General features: G+C 49.1%; 20 protein-coding genes. 9 read left to right on the top strand and 11 right to left on the bottom strand.

The annotated features are described in order from the left end of the window. Positions 1 to 45 precede the first annotated feature (45 nt). Positions 46 to 1,713, top strand: a complete 1,668-nt coding sequence (gene ettA, locus AB0763_RS03860; protein WP_306101232.1) for an energy-dependent translational throttle protein EttA — start codon at positions 46 to 48, stop codon at positions 1,711 to 1,713. Between the two features lie 222 nt (positions 1,714 to 1,935). Next, positions 1,936 to 2,937 (top strand): peptidoglycan DD-metalloendopeptidase family protein, encoded by a 1,002-nt coding sequence (locus tag AB0763_RS03855; protein WP_306101231.1) that lies wholly within the window; start codon positions 1,936 to 1,938, stop codon positions 2,935 to 2,937. 160 nt (positions 2,938 to 3,097) lie between these two features. Here the strand turns inward: AB0763_RS03855 and tyrA are convergent, their stop codons facing one another. The 3 genes from tyrA to nagZ all read right to left on the bottom strand — a co-directional run bounded on the left by tyrA (position 3,098) and on the right by nagZ (position 6,423). Further along, entirely contained in the window at positions 3,098 to 4,225 is a 1,128-nt protein-coding gene (gene tyrA, locus AB0763_RS03850; RefSeq protein WP_306101230.1) for a bifunctional chorismate mutase/prephenate dehydrogenase, read from the bottom strand. A 13-nt stretch (positions 4,226 to 4,238) separates the two neighbouring features. Next, a complete protein-coding gene (locus tag AB0763_RS03845; RefSeq protein ID WP_306101229.1) occupies positions 4,239 to 5,315 on the bottom strand; it encodes a 3-deoxy-7-phosphoheptulonate synthase in 1,077 nt (358 codons plus the stop codon). Between the two features lie 130 nt (positions 5,316 to 5,445). Beyond that, the gene (nagZ, locus tag AB0763_RS03840; RefSeq protein WP_306101228.1) at positions 5,446 to 6,423 is read right to left on the bottom strand and encodes a beta-N-acetylhexosaminidase; all 978 of its coding nucleotides are present in this window, start codon (positions 6,421 to 6,423) and stop codon (positions 5,446 to 5,448) included. Between the two features lie 146 nt (positions 6,424 to 6,569). Here nagZ and AB0763_RS03835 point away from each other — a divergent pair, with 146 nt between their 5' ends. Beyond that, positions 6,570 to 7,673, top strand: a complete 1,104-nt coding sequence (locus AB0763_RS03835) for an anhydro-N-acetylmuramic acid kinase (RefSeq protein ID WP_306101227.1) — start codon at positions 6,570 to 6,572, stop codon at positions 7,671 to 7,673. Positions 7,674 to 7,684: 11 nt separating this feature from the next. Further along, positions 7,685 to 8,611 (top strand): N-acetylmuramic acid 6-phosphate etherase, encoded by a 927-nt coding sequence (murQ, locus tag AB0763_RS03830; protein ID WP_306101226.1) that lies wholly within the window; start codon positions 7,685 to 7,687, stop codon positions 8,609 to 8,611. Here the strand turns inward: murQ and AB0763_RS03825 are convergent. Both AB0763_RS03825 and AB0763_RS03820 read right to left on the bottom strand, forming a co-directional pair. Further along, positions 8,589 to 10,412: a sodium:proton antiporter gene (locus AB0763_RS03825; RefSeq protein ID WP_306101225.1), complete on the bottom strand. Its 1,824-nt coding sequence runs from the start codon at positions 10,410 to 10,412 to the stop codon at positions 8,589 to 8,591. The genes murQ and AB0763_RS03825 overlap by 23 nt on opposite strands. Positions 10,413 to 10,455: 43 nt before the next feature. Further along, positions 10,456 to 10,782 carry a DUF2799 domain-containing protein gene (locus AB0763_RS03820; RefSeq protein WP_306101253.1) on the bottom strand — a complete coding sequence of 109 codons (327 nt, stop codon included), beginning with the start codon at positions 10,780 to 10,782 and terminating at the stop codon, positions 10,456 to 10,458. Positions 10,783 to 10,943: 161 nt separating this feature from the next. Here AB0763_RS03820 and AB0763_RS03815 point away from each other — a divergent pair, with 161 nt between their 5' ends. The 5 genes from AB0763_RS03815 (at position 10,944) to AB0763_RS03795 (ending at position 16,932) form a co-directional block, all read left to right on the top strand. Continuing rightward, positions 10,944 to 11,111 (top strand): hypothetical protein, encoded by a 168-nt coding sequence (locus AB0763_RS03815; RefSeq protein ID WP_306101224.1) that lies wholly within the window; start codon positions 10,944 to 10,946, stop codon positions 11,109 to 11,111. Positions 11,112 to 11,290: 179 nt separating this feature from the next. Further along, the gene (locus tag AB0763_RS03810) at positions 11,291 to 12,784 is read left to right on the top strand and encodes a carbon starvation protein A (RefSeq protein ID WP_306101223.1); all 1,494 of its coding nucleotides are present in this window, start codon (positions 11,291 to 11,293) and stop codon (positions 12,782 to 12,784) included. 102 nt (positions 12,785 to 12,886) lie between these two features. Beyond that, the gene (locus tag AB0763_RS03805) at positions 12,887 to 14,563 is read left to right on the top strand and encodes a sensor histidine kinase (RefSeq protein ID WP_306101222.1); all 1,677 of its coding nucleotides are present in this window, start codon (positions 12,887 to 12,889) and stop codon (positions 14,561 to 14,563) included. 7 nt (positions 14,564 to 14,570) lie between these two features. After that, positions 14,571 to 15,296, top strand: a complete 726-nt coding sequence (gene btsR / locus AB0763_RS03800; RefSeq protein ID WP_306101221.1) for a two-component system response regulator BtsR — start codon at positions 14,571 to 14,573, stop codon at positions 15,294 to 15,296. Between the two features lie 208 nt (positions 15,297 to 15,504). Next, positions 15,505 to 16,932 (top strand): NAD-dependent succinate-semialdehyde dehydrogenase, encoded by a 1,428-nt coding sequence (locus AB0763_RS03795; RefSeq protein WP_306101220.1) that lies wholly within the window; start codon positions 15,505 to 15,507, stop codon positions 16,930 to 16,932. Between the two features lie 116 nt (positions 16,933 to 17,048). Here the strand turns inward: AB0763_RS03795 and ispH are convergent, their stop codons facing one another. The 6 genes from ispH to murJ form a co-directional block, all read right to left on the bottom strand. Then, positions 17,049 to 18,002 carry a 4-hydroxy-3-methylbut-2-enyl diphosphate reductase gene (ispH, locus tag AB0763_RS03790; protein WP_306101219.1) on the bottom strand — a complete coding sequence of 318 codons (954 nt, stop codon included), beginning with the start codon at positions 18,000 to 18,002 and terminating at the stop codon, positions 17,049 to 17,051. A gap of 29 nt (positions 18,003 to 18,031) precedes the next feature. Further along, a complete protein-coding gene (fkpB, locus tag AB0763_RS03785; RefSeq protein ID WP_306101218.1) occupies positions 18,032 to 18,457 on the bottom strand; it encodes an FKBP-type peptidyl-prolyl cis-trans isomerase in 426 nt (141 codons plus the stop codon). 130 nt (positions 18,458 to 18,587) lie between these two features. Next, positions 18,588 to 19,094, bottom strand: coding sequence for a signal peptidase II (gene lspA, locus AB0763_RS03780; protein ID WP_306101217.1), 507 nt, complete (start codon positions 19,092 to 19,094; stop codon positions 18,588 to 18,590). A gap of 14 nt (positions 19,095 to 19,108) precedes the next feature. Next, complete coding sequence (gene ileS, locus AB0763_RS03775; protein ID WP_306101216.1) at positions 19,109 to 21,940, bottom strand: isoleucine--tRNA ligase; 2,832 nt, start codon at positions 21,938 to 21,940, stop codon at positions 19,109 to 19,111. A gap of 63 nt (positions 21,941 to 22,003) precedes the next feature. Further along, positions 22,004 to 22,942: a bifunctional riboflavin kinase/FAD synthetase gene (gene ribF, locus AB0763_RS03770; protein ID WP_306101215.1), complete on the bottom strand. Its 939-nt coding sequence runs from the start codon at positions 22,940 to 22,942 to the stop codon at positions 22,004 to 22,006. A gap of 61 nt (positions 22,943 to 23,003) precedes the next feature. Beyond that, entirely contained in the window at positions 23,004 to 24,572 is a 1,569-nt protein-coding gene (murJ, locus tag AB0763_RS03765; protein WP_306101214.1) for a murein biosynthesis integral membrane protein MurJ, read from the bottom strand. Positions 24,573 to 24,730 lie beyond the last annotated feature (158 nt).

Genomic DNA, 24,730 nt, shown 5'->3' with positions numbered 1-24,730 from the left:
ATAAAATAATGCCTTTAAATGCATTCATTTTAGGAACCATCGGCCATGGCTGAATACGTTTATACTATGTCTCGGGTGAGCAAAGTTGTGCCACCCAAACGTCAAATTTTAAAAGATATCTCGCTGAGCTTTTTTCCAGGTGCCAAAATTGGTGTTCTCGGTCTCAACGGTGCAGGTAAATCAACCTTACTGCGCATCATGGCGGGTATCGATACCGACATTGACGGTGAAGCCCGTCCGCAACCCGGTCTTAATGTCGGTTACTTACCGCAAGAACCCGTCTTAGACGAAAGTAAAACCGTCCGTGAAATCGTTGAAGAAGCGGTTTCCGATGTGGCCCACGCCCTCAAGCGCCTTGATGAAGTTTACGCCGCTTATGCCGAGCCCGATGCCGACTTTGACGCTTTAGCGAAAGAACAAGGCGAACTTGAAGCGCTGATCCAATCAAAAGACGGTCACAACTTAGACAACGCACTCGAACGCGCTGCCGACGCACTGCGCCTACCAGAGTGGGACCAAAAGATTGCTCATTTGTCTGGGGGCGAGCGCCGTCGTGTCGCGATTTGTCGTTTATTACTCGAAAAGCCAGACATGCTATTACTCGACGAACCGACCAACCACCTAGACGCCGAGTCCGTCGCGTGGTTAGAGCGCTTCCTCGTTGACTACAGTGGCACTGTGGTCGCGATTACCCACGACCGTTACTTCCTCGACAATGCCGCCGGTTGGATTTTAGAACTTGACCGCGGCGAAGGGATCCCATGGGAAGGCAACTACACTTCTTGGCTAGAGCAAAAAGACGCTCGCCTCCAACAAGAAGCCTCTCAGGAGAAAGCGCGCCAAAAAACCATCGAAAAAGAGCTGGAATGGGTGCGACAAAATCCGAAAGGTCGCCAGGCCAAATCCAAAGCCCGTATGGCGAGATTTGAAGAGCTGCAGACCTCTGATCACCAAAAGCGTAATGAAACCAATGAACTCTTTATTCCACCAGGCGAACGCCTAGGCGATAAAGTGATTGAAGTGAGCAACCTGACCAAATCATTTGACGGTCGTGTATTGATTGATGATTTGTCATTCTCGATCCCGAAAGGCGCCATCGTCGGTATCATCGGTGCCAACGGTGCTGGTAAGTCAACGCTGTTTAAAATGCTCAGCGGTACTGAAACCCCAGATTCCGGCACCATTGAACTTGGTGAGACGGTTAAATTGGCCTCGGTTGAACAGTTCAGAGACTCAATGAATGATAACAATACGGTCTTCCAAGAAATTTCTGAGGGGGCTGATATCATCAAGATCAACAACTTTGAGATCCCAGCTCGCGCTTATTGCTCGCGTTTTAACTTCAAAGGTGTCGATCAACAAAAAGTCATCGGTGAATTATCCGGTGGTGAGCGCAACCGTGTTCACCTAGCAAAATTACTCAAAGCCGGTGGTAACGTATTGTTACTCGATGAACCGACCAACGATCTTGACGTCGAGACATTGCGCGCTTTGGAAGAAGCCTTACTCGAGTTCCCGGGCTGTGCCATGGTGATCTCGCACGACCGCTGGTTCCTCGACCGCATTGCGACCCACATCATCGACTATCGCGATGAAGGTCAAGTAAACTTCTACGAAGGTAACTACACCGAATACATGGAATGGCTCAAAGCGACCATCGGGGCACAAGCCGCCGAACCACATCGCATCAAGTACAAGCGAATCACGAAATAATTCGCCATCGTTCACCTTATCGCGTGTCAACACCAAAGCTGCTGATTAATCGGCAGCTTTTTTATTTAACGCGATGCTTCCTCAGTGAAAAAGCCTCTCAGTGCAGACATGATTCACCGAACACTGACTGTTTCTTAATTGACCAATCGATAATTTTCTCTACAATACCGCTCTTCTATTGGCAACTGGCCAGAACCATTTCATTTAGATACTTTAGGTTTCATGAAAAACACACTGCTCATTCACATTCCAACACGCCAAGGGACGGTGTCGTATTCATGCACTCGCGCGCGCTTACTTGCTCTGTTACTGATGATGTGGGCGGTACTCGGCGCCGTGGCTTGGTTTATTTATCAAACCACACTCAGTCAGTCTGCCTCTTATCAGGTGATCAGTCAGCTCGAAAAGCAATTGACCGATACTCAACGCCAACTGACCAATCACAAAAAAAAGCTGGCAAAAACCACCCAAGACAACCAACGGCTTCTTCTCGATCTAGAAGATAAAAATCAACAACTCGATGGCATGGTCGAGCGTTTAGATGAAGTGGAAATGGTGCTCGGGCTACAACAACCCGAACAAGACGCGAGCTCTGCAACCCTAGAAACGCGTCTCGACACTGCCGCCATCGACTCAGCCGTGCGCGCCACCTTATTTCGCTTACTGCCTAACGACAGCCCTGTCGCCTACAACCGCATCTCTTCACCGTTTGGTTCGCGAATTAACCCTGTGACTCAGCAACGTCATTTTCACAGTGGAATTGATTTAACCTGCCAACCGGGAGAAACCATCCATGCCGCAGCGGATGGCGTGGTCGAAAGTGTGCGTCCCGGAAATCAAGGATACGGAAATTACCTGACGGTACGTCACACCTTTGGCTTTATGAGTTTGTATGCTCATATGAAATCGTTCCAAGCCAAAAGCGGACAATTTGTGTCGAAAGGCGATGTCATTGGCGTATGTGGTAACACTGGCCGATCAACAGGCCCGCACCTGCACTTTGAAGTGCGCTTTCTCGGTCGTGCACTCGATCCGATCCACTTTATTGAATGGAGCCCGGAAAACTTTACGCCCTTATTTGAACAAGAAGAAAAAGTGCAGTGGTCAACGCTGGTTAACCTGATTGACAACGTGGTAAGGCTTCAATCGCGCTTAGTCAATCACGAGCAACCCAATACCGATGTCAGCCTTGCTCAAGACGACACCAAGGAGAGCCCAAAATAAGATGGGCAGGTATCACGTGATTAAAAAATAGAAAAAAGCCGCACATTGTGCGGCTTTTTTATGCGGTTACCCTTGGCGTTGAGACTCGTCCTTACGGCGAGTTTTTAACTAGCTAGGGTGACCAGCGACTGAGTCAGATTGGTCTTAAATAAACTCACTATTAAGGTCGATGAATCGCATCATTGGCCTGTTTTAACAAATGCTGACTTTCTTTCATAAAGTGCTGAGAGTAATCACCAAACCACTCACTGACTTGATTAAAACTGTCGACAAAGGCTTGCTTATCACCACGCTCTAACATCTCGACCGCTTGACCTAGGCGCTGATAAAAGCGTTTGATCATGTCGATATTCGCGTCGGAAGACAAAATAATATCCCCGTATAAGTTCGGGTCTTGGGCAAACAAACGCCCCACCATGGCAAGCTCTAGTCGATAAATCGGCGAACTTAGCTGGAGTAAGGTGTTGAGATCCGGGTTTTCTTGGCGCAAGTGATACCCGTACGCAAAAGACGTAAAGTGGCGTAAAGCTTGAATCAGCGTCATGCCCTCATCATGGGCTTTTGCCTCCATGGCACACAGACTCGCCCCCCAAATCGAAAACTGCGCCAACAACCACTGGTAAGCGTCTTGATCGCGGCCCTGACAGTGAACGATAACTTGCTTGGCCAAGCTCGGTACATCCGGGCCAAACATAGGGTGTAAACCGACCACAGGACCGGAGTGAACGGACATCATCGCCGCCAGAGGAGCAGATTTCACTGAAGTTAAATCACATAAAATACAGGATTTGGGTAACTGATTGAGTTTGCCAATCACCTCAGTGGTGAGATCAATCGGTACACTGACCACCACTAAACCTGCATCACGCAGTAGCTCATCGGCACGATGCCAGTCATTTCGACCAATCACCTCGACCTTGTAACCGGATAGGCGAAACATTTTGGCAAACAAACCGCCGAGTTGACCATGCCCGCCAATCACGACCACAGAGCCAAGGTCTGGGTTCAGACATTTAAACCCAGCGTCTTTTTCACTGGCATAGGACTCGCGCATAGTGCGTCGCAAAATATCTTCGATAAGCTGTGCGGGAACGCCCGCTTGCTCCGCCTCTTGGCGCCTTGACGCCAGCATCGCCGCTTCGCGATCGGGGGCATAGATAGGCAAACCGTGCTGACTTTTTACATCCCCAACCTGCTCAACCAACGCCAATCGCTGTGCGAGAAGCTCGATCATTTGCTTATCGACGGCATCGATTTGCTCTCGCAATGCCGCTAGTTCAACTGCCATCTTAATGTTGTCCTTACACCTTGGGTAAACGCGCTACCAATGCCTTAGCAAGATCAGAATGCGCTTGTTTTAACAAAGATTCCGTCGATTGCCAATTAATGCAGGCATCCGTAATCGACACGCCGTATTCCATTTGCTCGAACGGTTGATCGGCCGACTGATTGCCCTCGTTTAAGTGACTTTCGATCATCAAACCGATAATAGAACGGTTTCCCTGCTGAATTTGATGGAAAACGTCTTCTGCAACCAAAGGTTGACGACGGTAATCTTTACGCGAGTTCGCGTGGCTGCAATCCACCATCAGTGACGGCTCTAAATTCGCCGCTTGCATTTCTTGTTCACATTCGGCAACCGACACCGAATCGTAGTTTGTTTGCTTGCCACCACGTAAAATGACATGACCATTATCATTGCCTTGTGTCGTCAGCAGCGCCACTTGCCCTTCGCGACTGATGCCCATAAAGCGATGGCCTGAGGCCGCGGCTTTCATGGCATTAATCGCCGTCGACAAACTGCCATCGGTACCGTTTTTAAAACCAATTGGCATAGAAAGACCACTGGCCATTTCACGGTGAGTCTGTGATTCCGTCGTACGAGCACCAATCGCTGCCCAACTGAAGGTATCGGCTAGGTATTGAGGGCTGATAGGATCGAGGGCTTCTGTCGCCAAAGGAATGTTCATTTCAGCCAAATCGACCAACAATTGACGACCGATATGCAAACCTTGCTCAATATCAAAACTGCCATCGAGATGAGGGTCGTTAATCAAGCCTTTCCAACCCACTGTGGTTCTCGGCTTTTCAAAGTACACTCGCATGACCAAATAGATGTGATCGCCAAGCTCTTCAGAAAGTGCTTTTAGGCGCTTAGCGTAAGCTTTCGCCGCATCGATGTCATGGATCGAACACGGGCCACAAACCACTAACAAGCGATGGTCGCGCTTGTGGATGATATCGGCGATGGTTTTACGCGATTTGGCGATAAACTGTCGCGCTGAGTCGCTTAAGGGGATTTTTGCTTTTAATTGATCGGGCGTAATTAAAATTTGCTCATCAATAATATTAACGTCACTCAATTCACTTTTTCTCATGATACCGGCCTGTATATTTTTGTTTACACCCTAAGTACCACGACTTAGGCAATTAAGAGAGTAGACAAGATATCAGGCGTAAAAATAAAATCAACCGTAAAGAATAAAAAACATGGTTGTAAAAGATATTTTACACACTCAGTAATAACGATTGTGCTTGTTGCCAACGCGGACAAGCCCGGTAGTTGCGCATTAACCTGCTGGAATCAGACAATAAAACCGCCGCTTTTGCAACCTCTCGATAACTGAGCTCATCAATAATGCTTTGTTGGGCTTTGTGATCGTTACACACTAGGATCATATCGCACCCCGCGTCGAGGGCTTGTCGGGCTCGCTCAACCGGACTGCCCATAAAACTCGCCCCTTTCATCGCCAAGTCATCAGAAAAGACAACCCCGTCAAAGCCAAGTTGTTGCCTTAAAACCGTTTTAAGCCAAAACCCAGAGCCACTCGCCGGTTGTGAATCATAATGCGGGTAGACCACATGCGCAGGCATCATGGCATCGAGCAAGCGCTGCTCAATGTGATGCTGAAACACGGTCATGTCTGCTTCAAAAAGGTCATTGCGATGATCAAATGGGGTTTCGAGGTGTGAATCCGCCACCACACCACCATGGCCGGGAAAGTGTTTTCCCGTCGTGGCCATGCCCGCTTCTTTCATTCCCAGCAAAAAGGCTCGACTATAACGACGGACTTCATCAAGGTGCTGACCAAAACTGCGATCGCCAATCGCGAGACACTGCTGGCCTACGTCTAACACCGGAGCAAAACTCAAATCGATGCCATGACCAAGTAATTCGCTCGCCATCACATACCCGCCGGCTTTGGCGAGTTCCAGGCCGTTATCGTATTGATGGTAGGCAAAAGCACTTGGCAAACGGGTAAAGCCTTGTTTAAAACGCTGAACTCGCCCACCTTCTTGATCCACACCAATTAAAATGGGCCGCTTGGCAACCCGGCGTATCTCGGTTGTCAATGCTTTGAGTTGCTCACTATTTTGGTGATTGCGGGCAAAGAGGATCACGCCACCGACAATCGGCTGCTGTAAGCGCAGGCACTCTTGTTCACTGAGTTGATAACCTGCGACATCAATCCACAACGGTCCCATATTTCCCCCTATTGAAGCCTTGGCTTTCACATTGTTCGATTTCGTTCTATGCTATTGAAGCAACGAAGATAATGTATCACAACTACTGAAAGTATTTCGTCAAAGCCGACAAAAAACGTCCTTTAAGTCATGCCGAGGAAAAATCAATGACAGCGCTGTACATTGGAATCATGTCAGGCACCAGCCTAGACGGTATTGATACGGTATTGGTCGATTGTTCGACCCCGCAATGCCAACTGATTGCTCACCATCAAACGCACATGCCGGCAGACATCAAACGGCACATTTTATCGATAAATCAAGGGCAAGCGACCGATTTACCTTTTATTGGTGAGCTCGATTATCGACTCGGCCATTTATTTGCCCGCAGCGTTCAACAATTGCTGAACAAGGCACAAGTACCGGCCGAACACATCTGCGCCATCGGCAGTCATGGACAAACGGTATTCCATCAACCCGATGGTTGTACTCCTTTTACCATGCAACTTGGCGACGCCAATATCATCGCGGTTGAAACGGGTATCGATACCGTGGCAGACTTTCGTCGTAAAGACATGGCACTGGGCGGCCAAGGCGCCCCACTGGTCCCGGCTTTTCATCGCGCTATTTTTCCCCCTCAGAGCTCGACTCAAGTGATCCTCAATATTGGTGGGATTGCCAATATCACGGTTTTACCGGACGATGGCAGTATTATCGGCTACGATACCGGACCGGGTAATATGCTCATGGATGCCTGGTGTGAATACCACATTGGCAAGCCTTATGATGAACACGGCGAGTGGGCACAGCAAGGTCAAATCATTACGCCACTATTGAGTCGCTTAATGCGTGACCCCTATTTAGACAAAGCGCCACCGAAAAGCACCGGGCGAGAACATTACCACCTCGAGTGGCTGACCCATCAAATCGGCCAAACGGACTACCAAGCCGAAGATGTCCAACGCACTTTATGTGAATTTACCGCCGCCAGTATCGCTCACCACATCCATCGACACCAGCAAGGCCCAACGCCTCAAGTGTGGGTTTGCGGGGGCGGAGTACACAACCCACTATTGATGAAACGCCTTGCAGCTCTGTTGCCCGAATGGCAAGTCAAAGCGACCGACAGCCGAGGTTACAGCAGCGATTATATGGAAGCCATGGCCTTTGCCTGGCTTGCCAAACAACGACTGACCCACCAAGTAAGCAATGTTCCTGAAGTGACAGGAGCTCGTCAAGCTGCCTCACTTGGTGTGATTTATTACGCATAACGGATTGTTTTATGAACCACTCTATGTCTCAACACAGTTTACAACAACTGCTCTCAGAATCGCGCAACCCCGAGACCATGGATCTCGATACCTTAGACCCGCTTTCCTTAGTGACCGTCATCAATCGCGAGGATCAAAAGGTCTCTGCCGCCATTGAAGCCGTATTACCAGAAATCGCCCGAGCCATCGAGATCATTGCCAAAGCCTTTCAACTCGACGGGCGATTAATTTACTGCGGTGCAGGAACAAGTGGCCGACTTGGGGTATTAGACGCGGTGGAATGCCCACCAACATTTGGCGTTAGCGACCAACAAGTAATTGGCCTGATTGCCGGAGGAAAAGAGGCGATGTTTGTCGCCCAAGAAGGCGCAGAAGACAGCGATGAGCTCGGGCAACACGATCTCGAGCAAATTCATCTCAGTGAAAAAGACGTCGTCGTCGGCTTAGCCGCTAGCGGTCGCACTCCCTATGTGATTGGCGCGCTCAATTATGCCAACGCCCGTGGCTGCCATACCATCAGTGTCACCTGTAACCCAAACACTCCACTCACCACCCTTGCTGATACGGTGATCTGTCCGATTGTCGGCCCAGAAGTGCTGACCGGTTCGACGCGATTAAAGGCCGGCAGTGCGCAAAAAATGGTGCTCAATATGCTCACGACAGCCAGCATGGTACGCGCTGGCAAAGCGTATCAAAACCTCATGGTCGACGTGAAAGCAACCAATGTGAAACTCAAAGCGCGCAGCGTCAAAATCGTTATGCAAGCCACTGACTGCAGCGAAGAAGAAGCCCATCAAGCCTTACTCGCCAGCGATCAGCAAGCCAAGCTCGCGATTTTAATGATATTGACCAACAAAGACAAAGATGCCGCATCGGCGCTGCTAAACCAGACCGATGGGCACCTTCGCCAGGCCATTAACTCGCTTTTGCCTGAATAAGCGCTTTGTCACCTTCTTGATACTTGATCAGCGACACGATGATCTCGCCTTCTTTTGCCTCAAACTGAGCTGGGTTTTCACATAGCGTAACCCGCTCTTTGGCATCCACTTTAAATAAAGGCAACACATAGTGCTCTTTATTTTGCAGCAGGTAATCATCATAAGTGAAGCTGTCACTCAATTTGGTGTGCTTAATTTCTGCCCCCTGATTGATGAGGCTGGCCAATTTCTTATAACTTATCTGCCCACCAAGCAGTGATTGGCCATGATATTCCTGCGCGACGTGGTGCTTGTGGCTGCCTTTTTCATTGGCGTGCTTGTGCAAGCAATACACATTGCGCTCACCAAAATAAGACAGAAATTGCATACAAGCCATAATATTAAAATGCTGATCTCGCGTGAGTGCCACCACGTGACCAAGGCCAATTAAGTTCAGGTATTCATCGGCATGAGTCGAAATGGGATTACCGTGATAATGCTCAAGACCGGCCATGCGCGCTTGGCGAATATAATCCCAGTTAGAATCAGTGACCAACACCCGGATGTTATACTTATTCAGCGCCATGGCTAACTCGCGAGCCACATCGTTCGCACCAATGATCAAAAACCCTCTTGGCGCGGGGTTTGCTACCTTGAGCGCCACTGCCAAAGGTCTGGCCGTAGCACTTTGTAAAATGACAGTGCCGATGATGACCATAAAGGTCAGTGGCACCAGCAATTCCGCCTCTTCCATCCCCACTGCGCTGAGCTTAATGGCAAACAGAGAAGAAATCGATGCCGCGACAATACCGCGAGGAGCCACCCAAGCTAAAAAGGCCACTTCAGACCAACTTAATTTGCTTTTTAACGTTGAGACAAAAATGGAGACCGGTCTCGCCACTAATAAAATGACCAAGAAAACCGACAACGCCCCCCAGCCAAGCGCTTGAAAGTCAGTAATTTTTATCCGTGCTGCCAACAAAATAAACAACCCGGTTATCAACAATACTGTCAGGTGCTCTTTAAAGTGCAAAATATGACTGATGCGAACCTCTTTGGCATTAGCCAGCCACATTCCCATCACCGTCACGGTTAATAGCCCGGACTCCGACTCAATCACATTCGACAAGGTGAACACACCTAGCACCACACTGAGCACCGCAAAAGGTTGTAAATATTCAGGTAACAACCCGCGACTGAGTACCATCTCCATCGCTTTGCCAGACAAAATGCCCAGACCAAAGCCAATCAGTAGGATCAAACCAAAAACGTGTAAACTGTGCGCTTCGCTGCTAGAGATAATAAACTCATAAACCATCACAACAAACAAAGCGCCAAGCGGGTCGATCAAAATCCCCTCCCAACGCAAGATGTTGGACAGTTTGGTACTCGGCCTGACCGTTCTTAACAAAGGGACAATCACGGTTGGCCCTGTCACCACCGTCAAACTGCCGAACAACAGCGCCAGCGGCCAATCAAAATTGAGGAAATAGTGTGCGGCAACACTGGTGATGGCCCATGAAATCAGTGCCCCGATCGAGACAATGCTCCAAACGGTATTACTTACCCCGCGAATTTCTTTAAAGTTTAAGGTTAAGCTGCCTTCAAACAACACCACCGCAACGGCAAGTGAAATCAGTGGAAAAAGTAAGTCACCGAGCAACTGCTGCGGCTGTAACCACCCCGTGATTGGGCCTGCCATAATACCGGCAATCAAGAGAAATAAAATCGCCGGCAAACGCAAACGCCACGCTAGCCATTGGCAGCCTAAACCGACGACGCCGATAAGAGCGACAGATAAGGCGATGTAATCATCATGCATAATAGTGCGAACTCCCTATGATGAGAAAGATGGGGTTAGGTCGTTAATGGTTATAATCATTCCAGCCTCGTTGCCACTGTAAGCGAAATTTTTTACCTTGAGGCATGCCGTTGCACACGCCGAGGTAATCTTGACCGAACAAGCCGATTTGATACGCGAGATCGGGATTGCAATACTCCTCGATACCCGCTTGATAGCCCTGTTCGTATTGTGAGAAATTGACTGTCCCCAATTGATTTAAGTTGGCCATCGAACGCGACTCCTGACCTTTAATCCCATCTTGGTAACCAATCTGATGCCACTCACCCGCTTTGGCAAGCTGTGCTGTGCGTTGCTGTGGTGAAGCGACGCAAGCACTGAGTAACACCATGGCGCTACAACAAAATACACTCTTCGTTTTCATTGGGTTATTCTCTTTTTAGACTCTCATACGTTTGCTAATCAATGATAATGACACGCTTCCACTTTTATTGTTGCGACTCAAACTGCCTGCTGACACCGCTATCCTAATCGGCAAACGGTGAAGGGGTCATGACAATCTGGCTACATACTCTGCTGAGCGACGGGTCGATCACACGCCCAGATTCCCTGTCGTCACAACCGCGTTTGGTTGCCAATTTTATCGCCAACCAAAGCCACGACAATTTGCGCAAAACAAAGCAGCGAAGCAAACCAAGTTTCCCTGCCGCGGTCAAGTAAAAATATGACTTCAATCACACTCAGTTACTTTTTTAGATCGCTTGTGAACACGGTAATACCACTTAGTTTGCTATACGACCGCTTAATGAACTTCTCGCACCCTTCTGCGTCACTCTGATTTACAGTACCCGCATTCGCTCAATCGTTTGTCTTACTTTCACTCAAAAGGATACCTCGCTATGCTCTGGTTTATTATCTGTGTCGTAGCACTGATCGCAGGCTACGTAATCTATGGCACTTTTATTGAAAAAGTGTTCGGCATTAAACCCTCTAGACCAACCCCTGCACACAGCCAGCAAGATGGCGTCGACTTTGTGCCTATGTCGACCCCTAAGGTCTACTTAGTCCAATTGCTCAATATTGCTGGCGTCGGCCCCATTTTTGGTCCTATTATGGGCGCACTTTACGGTCCTTCTGCCATGCTTTGGATTGTCCTTGGCTGCATTTTTGCCGGCGGTGTTCACGACTACTTTTCCGGAATGTTGTCGGTGCGTAATAAGGGGGCTTCCGTGCCGAGTCTGTCCGGTCGATATTTAGGCCCTGGCGCGAAACACTTTATGAACCTTTTTGCTATTGTTTTGTTGCTATTGGTCGGCGTGGTATTTGTATCCGCCCCAGCGGGGATGATCACGAACCTCATCAACGAACAAACCAGTTGGCACATCGATACCATGACGATGGTGGCCATTATCTTTGCCTACTATGTGCTTGCAACCATTGTGCCGGTCGACAAAATCATCGGTCGTTTTTACCCTCTGTTTGGCGCGTTGTTGATCTTTATGTCGGTGGGTTTAATCACGGCGGTTGCCCTCTCAGACCAATACAGTGTACTGGGTAACTTCACCTTCTCTGACATGCTCAAAAACCTCAACCCCAATGACATGCCACTGTGGCCTGCGCTCTTTATTACCATCGCTTGTGGTGCAATTTCTGGTTTCCACGCCACGCAATCTCCGTTGATGGCACGCTGCATGGAAAATGAAAAGAATGGCCGTTTCGTTTTTTACGGTGCCATGATTGGTGAAGGCGTGATTGCGCTCATTTGGTGCGCGATCGCCTTGTCTTTCTTCGGCGACTTAAACGGCCTATCCGCCGCTATCAGTAATGGTGGACCTGGCAATGTCGTTTACGCCTCTTCCTTTGGTTTGTTGGGCGTCTTTGGTGGCATCTTGGCATTTCTTGGCGTGGTTATTTTGCCGATCACTTCCGGCGATACCGCGTTTCGCTCAAGCCGACTGATCCTGGCAGAATACTTTAACGTCAACCAGAAAAACCTTCGCAATCGCCTTCTCATGGCCGCTCCGTTATTTGTACTCGGCGCTATCCTCACCCAAGTCGACTTTGGATTAATTTGGCGCTACTTTGGCTTTGCCAATCAAACAACGGCCGTCATGATGCTGTGGACCGCGTCGGCTTACTTGCTGCGCCACAACAAACTGCACTGGATTAGTACCATCCCAGCTATCTTTATGACTGCAGTGTGCATTACCTTTATTCTCAACAACAGCACACTTGGATTTGGTATCGCGATGAACATTTCGACCGCGCTTGGTATCCTAGGCGCCCTGATGGTCACCGTCTATGTGATCAAAATCTCCAAAGGCAAAGGGGACGCGCCTCTCGACAGCGCCAAACCAGAAACCGTGTCCAACAAGGTCTCGCATTCCGCCTAACCTCTTTGCTGCCCCATCGCCATTTGGTGGGGCAGCTCTCAGTTTTCTTACGCTAAGCCAAGTACAATCAGCTCGTTTTTATTTCTTGCGATTCGAGTAGTTATGGAATTGATCCTGTCTTTGCTGCAACAAATGTGCGTTTATTTAGTGCTTGCCTATATGCTGAGTAAAACGCCGCTTTTCTTACCCATATTAAGCGTATCGAAAAAACCTCAACACCGCTTAATGGTCTATGTGACGTTTTCTTTGTTCTGTATTCTCGGCAGTTATTTTGGGTTACACACCTCCGATGCCATTGCCAACACTCGTGCCATTGGCGCGGTCATAGGCGGTTTGCTCGGCGGTCCTGTGGTTGGCTTTGCCACCGGCCTTACCGGCGGACTGCATCGTTATTCCATGGGCGGCTTTACCGATCTCGCCTGCGCCATCTCAACCACCACCGAAGGCTTGATTGGCGGTGTCGTTCACGTTTACTACCTGCGCCGCCAGCAACCACTGGCACTGTTTAATCCGTTAAAGGTCTTTACCATCACCTTGTGCGCTGAAATCGTGCAAATGCTGATATTACTATTGGTTGCGAAGCCCTTTGATCAAGCCTACCAACTGGTCGCCGAAATCGCCGCGCCGATGATTATTGCCAACTCGATTGGCGCAGCGCTCTTTATCAGTATTTTAAGCGATAAAAAAACCATCTTTGAAAAGTATTCCGCGACGTTTTCCAAACGGGCGCTGTCGATTGCGGATCGCTCTGTCGGTTTGCTCTACTCCGGCTTTAACCAAGAAAATGCCGAAAAAGTCGCGCGCATTATTTACGAAGAAACCAACGTCGGTGCTGTCGCCATTACCGACAAAGAAAAAATTCTCGCCTTCATCGGTATTGGTGATGATCACCATTTACCGGGCACACCGATTTCTTCGCCGTCAACCTTGGAAGCCATTGACGACAATCACATCATTCATCTCGATGGCACAGAGCGTCACTACCAGTGTTCAATAGATGCGCATTGCCGTCTTGGCTCGGCGCTGATCATTCCCTTGCACTCAGGAAAAGAAGTGGTCGGCAGTATTAAGCTCTACGAACCGAAACGAAAATTGCTCTCTACGGTCAATATGTCGATGGCACAAGGTATTGCTCAACTGCTGTCGAGCCAAATTGTCTATGGCGCCTATCAGCAACAGCAAAGTTTACTTGTCCAGGCGGAAATTAAATTACTGCAAGCTCAAGTCAATCCTCACTTTCTGTTCAATGCGCTCAATACCATCAGTGCCATTGTTAGGCGTGACCCCGATAATGCCCGGGCCCTGATCCAAAATCTGTCGCGCTTTTTTCGCCGCAACCTAAAACAAAATCCCTCATTGGTCACCTTAGATGAGGAGATCCAACACGTTAAGGCCTACCTATCGATTGAAAAAGCCCGCTTTGCCGACCGCCTTACTGTTGATATTGATTGCCCAGAGAGCGCTCTGAGTGCCAAACTGCCCAGTTTTACCCTGCAGCCTTTGGTAGAAAATGCCATTAAACACGGTATTGCGCAGTGCCTTGAGGGCGGTTACGTCCACATTACCATTCGTCATCAAACACAACAAAAAGCGCTGTTTATTCAAGTAGAAGACAATGCCGGTCTTTACCAACCTTACAGCGCTCAACACGATGGCTTGGGCATGGATATTGTCGACAAACGCTTAATTCATCAATTTGGCCAAAACGCAAAGCTGGTGGTGTCTTGTCAACCACACCAATATACTCGTATGGCATTTACTTTGCCTTTTTCCTCATGAGGTTTGTATGATCACTGCATTGATTATCGATGATGAGCCCTTAGCTCGCGAAGAAATGTGTCTGCTGCTTGCCGAAACCGAGATGGTTGAGGTACTAGGACAGGCCAACAATGCCATTGAAGGCATGAAAAAACTCCAACAACTGAAACCGGATGTGGTATTCCTCGATATTGAGATGCCACAGGTCTCTGGGTTAGACATGCTGGCGATGCTCGACACCGATACCATGCCACACATTGTCTTTGTCACTGCATTTGAGCACTACGCCTTACAGGCCTTTGAAGACAACGCGTTTGATTACTTGCTCAAACCCGTCGAGCCAAGCCGGCTGAACAAAACACTATTGCGATTGAAAAAAGCACAACTCGATCAACAAGACTTCTCCTCGGTTACGCCAGAGCGCTTAAGCCAAATCCCTTGTGTCGGTCATCAGCGGATCTTTTTTATCCCCCAGCAGGAAATAGAATGCGCTTACAGCGATTTACGCGGTGTCCATCTCGTTACCGCGCAGCAAACCTCAGACACGCAATTAACCCTTAAAGTATTAGAAAACAAAACCGACCTAGTGCGCTGCCATCGCCAGTATTTGGTGCGTTTGGCCTCGATCCGTGAAATCAAGCTGCAAGACAACGGGCTCGCCACCCTATCGACTCATAGCGGTCACAGCGTTCCAGTTAGCCGGCGATATTTTCGCAGTTTAAAAGACGCCTTAGGCTTAGGATTAAGTCAGTAGCCCATTGCCCCTACCCCATCGTGGAAAAAGGGGCAATAAGGCCAACGGCCCCCCCCCCTTGGAGTGACAATCAACGGCAGCGTCCATGTCATCTCACCACCCAGCCTTTTACTGGAAAATTGACCGCAACTTCACCATCTTCGCTAGTCTTATGGACGCTAACAGGAGTAGACTGGAGAGACTTTTCACCACCTTGAGGATTGAAAACATGGAACAAATTAAAAATAAGCGTCTTCTCAACGCCCTGTGCCCTGCCAGTGATTCAGCAATTGCTGTCGACAACCCCGCTACCGGCGAGATCATCGCTTATGTCCCTTCTTTTTCAGCCCAACAAGTGGAAGCGCTGATTGCCAAGTCAAAACAGGCTCAACGTTCGTGGCAAGCGATCAGTGCTGGCCAGCGCAGTGATATCCTTTATCGCTGGTATGAGTTGATGTTGGAAAACCAAGATGATCTCGCCCGAATCATGACCTTAGAGCAAGGAAAACCTTTGCAAGAGGCCCTTGGTGAAGTCAAATACGGGGCGTCATTTATCAAATGGTTTGCTGAAGAGGCACGACGAACACTCGGTGAGACCATTCCTAGCCCAGCCGCCAATAAGCGTTTGATGACCGTGAAACAAGCGGTTGGGGTGACCGCCGCCATTACGCCTTGGAATTTTCCCATAGCGATGATCACTCGCAAAGCCGCTCCGGCACTCGCAGCAGGGTGTAGCATGTTAGTCAAACCCGCCGCACAAACGCCCCTCAGTGCTTATGCTTGCCTAGAGTTAGCCTTACAAGCGGGTTTACCCGAGGACTTACTCACCATCGTGAATCACCAAGATGCCAGTGTGATCGGCGATATTTTTTGCCAACACCCAGACATCAAGAAACTGTCTTTTACCGGCTCAACGAAAATTGGCCGTTTGTTGATGGAACAATGCGCTAACACTGTAAAACGCACGTCCATGGAGCTCGGTGGCAACGCGCCGTTTATTGTCTTTAATGACGCCAATCTCGATGATGCGGTACAGGGCGCCATTACCTCCAAGTTTCGCAATGCCGGCCAAACCTGTGTTTGTGCCAATCGCTTTTATGTCCAACGTGACATCTACGACCAATTTGTTGAAAAGTTTGTCGCCGCGGCCAGTCAACTCAAGGCCGGTCAAGGGTTACAAGCCGATACCGACATTGGCCCACTTATCGACGATCGCGCGAAACACAGTGTGATGGCTCACCTTGAACGCGCTATCGAGCAAGGCGCGCAGCTCGCTTTAGGTGGCAAGGATTTAGGGGGTCGCTTTGTCGAACCCAGCATACTGACTCAAGTCACGGCCGACATGGACATTGTCCAAAGCGAGATTTTTGGCCCGGTAGCGCCCGTTATCGCCTTTGATGATGAAGAAGACTTAATTCACCAAGCCAATGACACCATCTACGGCTTGGCCAGTTATTTCTATACCGCCTCTATCCCGCGCGCCTTTCACGTCGCCGAAGCCCTTGAATACGGCATGGTCGGCATTAATGACGGTCTGATTTCAACCGAAGTCGCCCCATTTGGCGGCGTCAAACAATCGGGCATTGGTCGCGAAGGAGGCCATCAAGGTATCGACGAGTACCTCAACATCAAATACCTGTGTTTTGGTGGGCTATAGGTCATACCAATCGCAATGTCACGGCCCCGGTGTTCCATCGATGCTCGATAAAAAAATGCGCCACAACGGCGCATTTTTTCTCATCGGCCATGGCCGTTTTTTTCAAGCCAACTCGGTTAGCCCACTTGGGTGATCTGCAGCTCTTTTGGCACCTCAAAGACCATATTTTCTTCTCGGCCCAACACCTCTTCGACCTCGTCCTCTGCCCCTAAGCTTTTGATCCGTTCAATGATCTGTGCCACTAACTCTTCCGGCGCTGACGCCCCGGCGGTCACGCCCACTTTATTGACCCCCTCAAACCAAGCGGTATCAATATCTTCAGCCGTATCAATTAAATAGCCTGGCGTACCTAGCTTCTCAGCCAACTCTTTTAAGCGCGTGGAGTTGGAGGAGTTCTTCGACCCCACCACAATCATCACGTCGACTTCTCGTGCCATTTCTCTTACCGCGTCTTGGCGGTTTTGCGTCGCGTAACAAATATCGTCTTTGCGCGGGCCTTGTATATCGGGGAACACACGGCGCAATTCATCAATCACATCGGCGGTTTCATCGACAGACAAGGTGGTTTGGCTAACGTAATGCAGATGACTTTGATCTTGAACTTTGTTTTTCAAACCCGCGACATCTTCTGGTTTTTCAACTAAATACATCCCGCCAGTTTCACTGTGATACTGGCCCATCGTCCCTTCAACTTCGGGGTGACCGGCATGGCCTATCAACACCACTTCCATATTGCGGCGACTGGCACGAGCCACCTCCATATGAACTTTAGTCACCAATGGGCAGGTTGCATCAAACACGGTTAAAGCGCGGCGTTTGGCCTCTTGTCGAACCGCTTGTGACACACCGTGAGCAGAAAAAATGACAATACTGTCGTCAGGCACTTCATGCAACTCTTCAACAAATACCGCCCCACGGCGTTTTAATCCTTCAACCACAAAGCGATTGTGTACCACTTCATGACGTACGTATATTGGGGGCTGGTAAAGCTCTAAGGCGCGTTCTACGATGCTAATCGCTCGATCCACCCCAGCACAAAAGCCTCGGGGATTGGCTAACAATATCTTCATTTTGTCGCTCTTGCTATTGGGTAACTCAACTATTCTACCGCTAAAATTTCAACTTCAAAAGTCACATCTTGGCCCGCGAGGGGATGATTAAAATCAACGGTGACTGAGTCGCCAATAATCTCGGTGATGATGCCAGGAATTTCCATCCCATCTGGGCCAGAAAACGCCATGATGGTGCCAACTTCAACCGCGGCATCGCCGACAAATCGACTGCGATCCATATGGTGGATGTTATCGGGATTTGGCAAACCAAAAGCGTCTTCCGCTTGCAGAGGAATCGATTGTTTATCACCGGGCTTTAAGCCGATTAAGCACTGCTCGAAGTTCTCACTCAGGCTGCCATCACCAATCACTAATTTGGCGGGTTTTCCTTGATTTAACGTGCTGTCGGCCACCGAACCATTGGCCATAATAATACTAAAATGCAATGTCACCAGAGAGTTTTGGGTAATCATAGGATCCCTTCTTATGCGTTTCTATGAAGCCACCACCAACGAGCGTTTACGCCATTGGTGGTGATAGGAGCAAAATAACCGTGAAAAAAAGCGCCATCGTAATGACAGCGCTGAAAAGACGTCGCGAGCGTTATTTGCCCTCGGGCTGAGAGCGAAAACCATCTAATATGATCAACGCCGCCCCGATACAAATTGCTGAGTCTGCCAAGTTAAACGCCGGCCAATGACTGTTACCCCAGAAAAAATCGAGATAATCGATCACAAAGCCATGCACAATGCGATCAAACACATTGCCAATGGCGCCACCGACAATTAAGGCGTATGACACGTTATTTAACGCAGGCTTGGCCGGTTGACGGCGCATGGAAAAGAGCAAAAAAGCACTCACTCCAATGGCAATGGCGGTAAACAACCAACGCTGCCAACCACCTTCATCACTCAAAAAGCTAAACGCCGCACCGTGATTTTGTACGTAAAGTAAGTTGAAAAAGGGCAGTACTTCTATGCGGTGTTGCCACCCCATCGGAATTGTGTGAAGCACCAAAAACTTAATAGCTATATCAGCGACAAACACCAGAATGGCCAGCCACAGCCAGCGCATTCCAGATTGTTGCCAAGTCAGATTAGATTGGCTCATGAGTATCCTATTGGTTAAGCAAAGTGACGGCTCTCGCCCTCTCCTTCTACGTTGGACACACAACGTGCACAAATAGTTTCGTGACCTTCAATATGACCGACTTCTGGGGTGTGGTGCCAACAGCGATCGCACTTCTCAGCGTCGGTTTTGGCCACTTCAACCCACAGTCCGTCAAGCTCGGTTTCTTTCGCTTGCTCTGATTTGTCATTTAAGCTAACGACGTTGGCCGCGGAAGTTAACAGCACAAAACGCAACTCGTCTTGCAAGCGGTTGAGTACCTCAGCAATCTCATCAGAAGCGTACAACGTCACCTCAGCTTGCAGTGAACCACCAATGGTTTTTTCGTTACGAGCCGCTTCTAACAACTTATTCACCGCCGCACGCACTTCTTGGACTTTCAACCAATCGCTGTTGCTGATCGCTTCATCATCAGAAAGTGCAAAGAGATCTTGATACCACTCTTCTGTAAAGACGAACTTAGCGCGTTGGCCTGGCATTTCATTCCAAATTTCATCCGCCGTAAAGGACATAATCGGCGCCATCCAGCGAACCAAGGCTTCAACAATGTGATACAAAGCCGTTTGACAACTACGCTGAGCATGACTGCCACGTTTTGCGGTGTATTGACGGTCTTTAATAATATCGAGATAGAAAGACCCCATCTCAATAGAGCAGAAACGCATCAGACGCTGAGTGACGGCGTGTGTGTTGTACTCTTGATACGCCGCCAAAATGTCTTGTTGCGCCGACAAGGCTTGGCCGACAGCCCAGCGATCGAGTGCCACCATGTCTTCTGCCGCCACCATATCGGTTTCAGGGTTAAATCCATTGAGGTTGGCGAGGAAGAAACGCGACGTATTGCGAATACGGCGGTAAGCGTCAGCACTGCGTTTGAGAATTTCATCAGACACAGCCACTTCACCGGTGTAATCGGTTGAGGCCACCCAAAGGCGCAAAATATCGGCACCCAGTTTATTGGTCACATCTTTTGGCGCCACCACGTTGCCCACCGATTTCGACATTTTACGGCCTTGACCGTCCACGACAAAACCGTGAGTAAGGACTTCTTTGTAAGGCGCAACATCGTTAATCGCAACCCCAGAAATCAATGACGACTGGAACCAGCCGCGATGTTGGTCGGAACCTTCTAGGTACATGTCGGCTTTGTGGCCGTTGAACTCTTCGCGGTTGTCGACCACGGCAGAGTGTGTCACACCTGAGTCAAACCACACGTCGAGTGTATCTAGGACTTTTTCGTAATTTGCCGCATCGTCCGCGCTTAAAAGCGTCTCAGGCTCGACGTCCCACCACGCTTGAATACCTTTTTCTTCAACAAGTTGAGCCACTTTTTCTATCAGCTCAAGCGAGTTAGGGTGCAATTCAGCGGTTTCTTTATGGACGAATAACGCAATCGGAACGCCCCAAGTACGCTGGCGAGAAATACACCACTCTGGGCGACCTTCAACCATGCTTTCAATGCGATTTTGTCCCCAGTCTGGCATCCACTGAACCCCTTTGATCGCATCGAGGGCTTTGGCGCGCAGACCCGCTTGATCCATAGAGACAAACCACTGTGGCGTCGCGCGGAAAATGATCGGCGTTTTATGGCGCCAGCAATGTGGGTAGCTGTGCTCATAAGCGTGGTGATGCAGTAAAGCACCGCGCTCTTTTAACACCTCTAACACCGAATCATTGGCTTTAAAGACGTGTTGACCGGCGAACAAATCGGTATCGGGAAGGTAAACCCCGTTCGAACCAACCGGGTTAGCCACCTCAAGTTGATACTGCTGACCGACCGCAAAGTCTTCTTGACCGTGACCAGGCGCGGTGTGAACCACACCGGTACCGGCATCGGTTGTCACGTGATCGCCCAAAATAGCAGGGACAGTAAAATCGTAAAACGGGTGTTGGTATTGCGTTAGCTCGAGCTTGGCACCACTCGTAAAGCCCAGGTTGTGATAGTGCTCGATCCCGGCGCGATCCATGACGTCTTTCACTAACTCTGCCGCTACAATGATGCGCTCAGGGTTGTCGCCTTCAATTTGGACTAAAGCGTACTCAAGGTCCTCGCGCATACACACAGCGCGGTTAGCTGGTAAGGTCCAAGGCGTGGTGGTCCAGATCACGACAGAAACATCGCCCTGCCCTGAATGTCCTTGCGTCAACTCAAACTTGTCGAGTACCGCCTCTTGGTCAGCGGCTTTAAAACGCACATCAATTGATGGAGAGACTTTGTCTTTGTATTCCACTTCCGCTTCAGCCAACGCACTGCCACAATCGGTACACCAATGCACCGGTTTAAAACCTTTGAGTAGGTGACCTTTGTCGGCAATTTTACCCAAGGCGCGGATAATATTGGCTTCGGTGGCAAAATCCATAGTGCGGTATGGTTTGTCCCATTCGCCCAGCACACCCAAGCGTTTAAAGCTTTCTTTTTGCCCTTCCACTTGACCTGCCGCGTATTCACGACACTTTTGACGAAATTCAGCGGCGCTGACCTTGTGGCCAGGTTTACCCACTTTTTTCTCAACCATCAACTCGATAGGCAAACCGTGACAGTCCCAACCAGGGACATAAGGTGCATCATAGCCAGACAAGGTTTTGGATTTGATAATAATGTCTTTAAGAATCTTATTGAGAGCGTGGCCAATGTGAATATCCCCATTCGCATAAGGAGGGCCATCATGCAAAATGAACGATTTTTTACCTTTTTTTGCTTCACGGATGGCACCGTAAAGGTCTTCTTTATACCAGCGCGCCAGCATTTGTGGCTCACGATTAGCCAAATTGCCGCGCATCGGAAACCCTGTTTCAGGCAAATTCAGGGTATCTTTATACTCACTCATCGATTCTTAATTCCGTTGTGTTGGGCGAAGTTAGACATTATGCCAGTCGGTGGTCAAAGCCGACTAACGCTTAGACTGAAGCAGCCACACCCGAGCGGCTTCAGCATCCAATTCAATTTGTTGTTTTAGCGCCTCAAAAGAGGCAAATTTTTCTTCGTTTCTCAATTTGTGCTTGAGCACCACCTCAAGCTGCTGACCGTATAAATTACCGCGGTAATCAAATAGGTGAACTTCGAGCTGTTGGCGCGAGCCATTGACCGTGGGTCGATGGCCGATATTCGCCACACCACCAAAGGTAGCGTGGCCATCAACGCCTTTTACTTCCACTACATACACCCCAGACACCGGTGATACACAGCGTTTAAGAGGAATATTGGCCGTTGGGAAGCCAATGGTGCGGCCCAGTTTTCGACCGTGTGACACTCGACCTTGAATACTGTATTCCCGCCCGAGCATCACCGCCGCTTCTGCAAATTTATCTGCAGCCAAAGCTTGACGAATCAAGGTACTGCTGACACGTGCGGTTTGCAAACAAAAACTTTGCGTACTAACAACCTCAAAGCCATATTGCTCACCTGCCGCCTTGAGCAGTTCAAAGTCTCCTTGGCGTCGACGACCAAAGCAAAAGTCATCGCCAACCACGAGAAATTTAACACCCAAACGCTCGACCAACAAGTCGCGGATAAAGGCTTGCGCTTCAATATGAGCAAACTCGGCGGTGAAATTAACGCACAGCAGTCTATCTAATGACAACTTGTTCAACTGCACAAGTTTATCTCGCAAACGCGTCAAACGAGCGGGGGCTTTGTCTTTGGCAAAGCGCTCTAACGGTTGAGGCTCAAAGGTCATCACAACAGAGGGAAGGTTAAGGGCTTTGGATTGCTCTGCCACTTGCTTAAGTACCGCTTGGTGGCCCAAATGCACCCCATCAAAATTACCGATTGTCAGTACACACCCGTGATGGTGAGATTGAATATTGTGAATTCCTCGAATTAATTCCATCGATGTGTTACCTGTGCCTCTGTTGATTTCTAATAGATGAAAACTGGCGGATTATATACTTTTACATACGCTCTGTCGCTGACTTTACATGCTTTAGTCGCCAACCGAGCAGCAACAAGGTTAATAAATAAGCACAACTGCCAAGACCAATGTGCAAGAGCAATTGCATCACGCGTTCAAATAGCGACCATTGAACCCACTGTGCCAACGGCGGTAACTGCCAATTGAGCACAAGCGCCATCACCAACGCCGCGGCCGATACTCGGCCCAGATACCACGCCGTCGCTTTGGTCACTCGATACACCTGCGCGCGATGCAAACCGCGATACAAGAGTAACATATTCAATAAGGCCGACAACGACGTGGCCATCGCCAAACCAACATAACCGTAAAAATAAGCAAAAATGGCATTGAACACCATGTTGGTAACCATGGCAATAATACCAAAACGCACCGGCGTTTTCGTGTCTTGTCGCGAGTAATAGCCAGGTGCCAACACCTTGATCAACATAAAGCTCAACAAGCCACTGGCATACGCCAATAAAGACATGCCCGCCTGCTCGACATCGCTAAGCACAAACTCGCCGCGCATAAAGAGCACCATCAACATTGGTTTGGCCAAAACCATTAAGCCAAGCATGGCGGGTACGCCGAGCAACACCACCATTCTCACCCCCCAGTCCATGGTCGCGGCAAATCCCGAAGCCTCTGCGTCCACGTGTTTTCTCGACAACGCCGGTAAGATCACCGTGGCAATGGCAATGCCAAACAACCCCAACGGAAATTCGAGTAGCCGATCGGAATAGTAAAGCCAACTGATGGCCCCCGTGGTTAAAAAGCTGGCAATAAAAGTATCGAGTAACAAGTTAATTTGACTGACGGACACCCCAAACAGCGCAGGGAGCATCAGTTTGCGTATTTTGACAACGCCTGAGTGTGACCATCCCCAAGACGGTTTAACCAATAGACCCGCCTTGGCCAAAAAGGGAATTTGAAATAAAAATTGCACCAGTCCCCCCAGAAAAACCCCGCACGCTAAGGCAATTTCTGGCTGCGATAACCGCGGCGCAAGAAAAAGAGCACAACTGATGATGGCAATATTGAGAAACACCGGCGTAAAGGAAGACACGGCAAAGCGGCCAAGGGTATTTAAAATTGCCCCAGACAAAGCAACAAAGGTGACAAACCACAGATAGGGAAAGGTAATTTTAAGCAGTGTGCTCGCCAGCTCAAATTTTTCGGCTGCCGGACCGCCGTGTAACCAATCCCAAAACCAGCCGGCACCAAATAAGGCGGTGACCCCAGCCGACCCCAGCACGCCGATTAACGTCACAATCGTGACCAACACCCCCAGTGTCCCTGAGACTTTGGCGATCAATTCTCGGGTTTTGCTCTCATCGTCTTGCGCTTGGTATTCGGTTAATACCGGAACAAACGCTTGTGAGAACGCGCCTTCGGCAAATAAGCGTCGCAAGAAGTTAGGAATTTTATTGGCAAAGAAAAAAACATCCGCACTGGCACCGGCGCCCATTAAATTGGCGACCACAATGTCTCGAACTAAACCTAATACACGTGAAACCAGCGTCATCGCACTGACAATCATACCGGACTTGAGAAGTCGTTTACTCACATTTACCTCGAGACATAAAGTTAAACCCTGAAAATTAAGCAATTTAAACCAATATATGCATTTTCCGTTAGAGAAGTATTAGCATTGGCTAGAAAATGCTGTTAGAATCCACGCCATCTTAACCGCGAAGACCTTTTCATTCCAAAAAATTGTTTGGT

It is taken from the genome of Vibrio sp. HB236076, assembly GCF_040957575.1.
Taxonomy (GTDB): domain Bacteria; phylum Pseudomonadota; class Gammaproteobacteria; order Enterobacterales; family Vibrionaceae; genus Vibrio.
Note: the sequence above shows the minus strand (reverse complement) of the source record. Positions and strands in the feature narration are given on the sequence as shown.

Excerpts from the sequence above, each read along its gene's own strand:
- ettA (WP_306101232.1), top strand. The coding sequence starts at position 46 with ATGGCTGAATACGTTTATACTATGTCTCGGGTGAGCAAAGTTGTGCCA.
- AB0763_RS03855 (WP_306101231.1), top strand. The coding sequence starts at position 1,936 with ATGAAAAACACACTGCTCATTCACATTCCAACACGCCAAGGGACGGTG.
- tyrA (WP_306101230.1), bottom strand. The coding sequence starts at position 4,225 with ATGGCAGTTGAACTAGCGGCATTGCGAGAGCAAATCGATGCCGTCGAT.
- AB0763_RS03845 (WP_306101229.1), bottom strand. The coding sequence starts at position 5,315 with ATGAGAAAAAGTGAATTGAGTGACGTTAATATTATTGATGAGCAAATT.
- nagZ (WP_306101228.1), bottom strand. The coding sequence starts at position 6,423 with ATGGGACCGTTGTGGATTGATGTCGCAGGTTATCAACTCAGTGAACAA.
- AB0763_RS03835 (WP_306101227.1), top strand. The coding sequence starts at position 6,570 with ATGACAGCGCTGTACATTGGAATCATGTCAGGCACCAGCCTAGACGGT.
- murQ (WP_306101226.1), top strand. The coding sequence starts at position 7,685 with ATGAACCACTCTATGTCTCAACACAGTTTACAACAACTGCTCTCAGAA.
- AB0763_RS03825 (WP_306101225.1), bottom strand. The coding sequence starts at position 10,412 with ATGCATGATGATTACATCGCCTTATCTGTCGCTCTTATCGGCGTCGTC.
- AB0763_RS03820 (WP_306101253.1), bottom strand. The coding sequence starts at position 10,782 with ATGGTGTTACTCAGTGCTTGCGTCGCTTCACCACAGCAACGCACAGCA.
- AB0763_RS03815 (WP_306101224.1), top strand. The coding sequence starts at position 10,944 with ATGACAATCTGGCTACATACTCTGCTGAGCGACGGGTCGATCACACGC.
- AB0763_RS03810 (WP_306101223.1), top strand. The coding sequence starts at position 11,291 with ATGCTCTGGTTTATTATCTGTGTCGTAGCACTGATCGCAGGCTACGTA.
- AB0763_RS03805 (WP_306101222.1), top strand. The coding sequence starts at position 12,887 with ATGGAATTGATCCTGTCTTTGCTGCAACAAATGTGCGTTTATTTAGTG.
- btsR (WP_306101221.1), top strand. The coding sequence starts at position 14,571 with ATGATCACTGCATTGATTATCGATGATGAGCCCTTAGCTCGCGAAGAA.
- AB0763_RS03795 (WP_306101220.1), top strand. The coding sequence starts at position 15,505 with ATGGAACAAATTAAAAATAAGCGTCTTCTCAACGCCCTGTGCCCTGCC.
- ispH (WP_306101219.1), bottom strand. The coding sequence starts at position 18,002 with ATGAAGATATTGTTAGCCAATCCCCGAGGCTTTTGTGCTGGGGTGGAT.
- fkpB (WP_306101218.1), bottom strand. The coding sequence starts at position 18,457 with ATGATTACCCAAAACTCTCTGGTGACATTGCATTTTAGTATTATTATG.
- lspA (WP_306101217.1), bottom strand. The coding sequence starts at position 19,094 with ATGAGCCAATCTAATCTGACTTGGCAACAATCTGGAATGCGCTGGCTG.
- ileS (WP_306101216.1), bottom strand. The coding sequence starts at position 21,940 with ATGAGTGAGTATAAAGATACCCTGAATTTGCCTGAAACAGGGTTTCCG.
- ribF (WP_306101215.1), bottom strand. The coding sequence starts at position 22,942 with ATGGAATTAATTCGAGGAATTCACAATATTCAATCTCACCATCACGGG.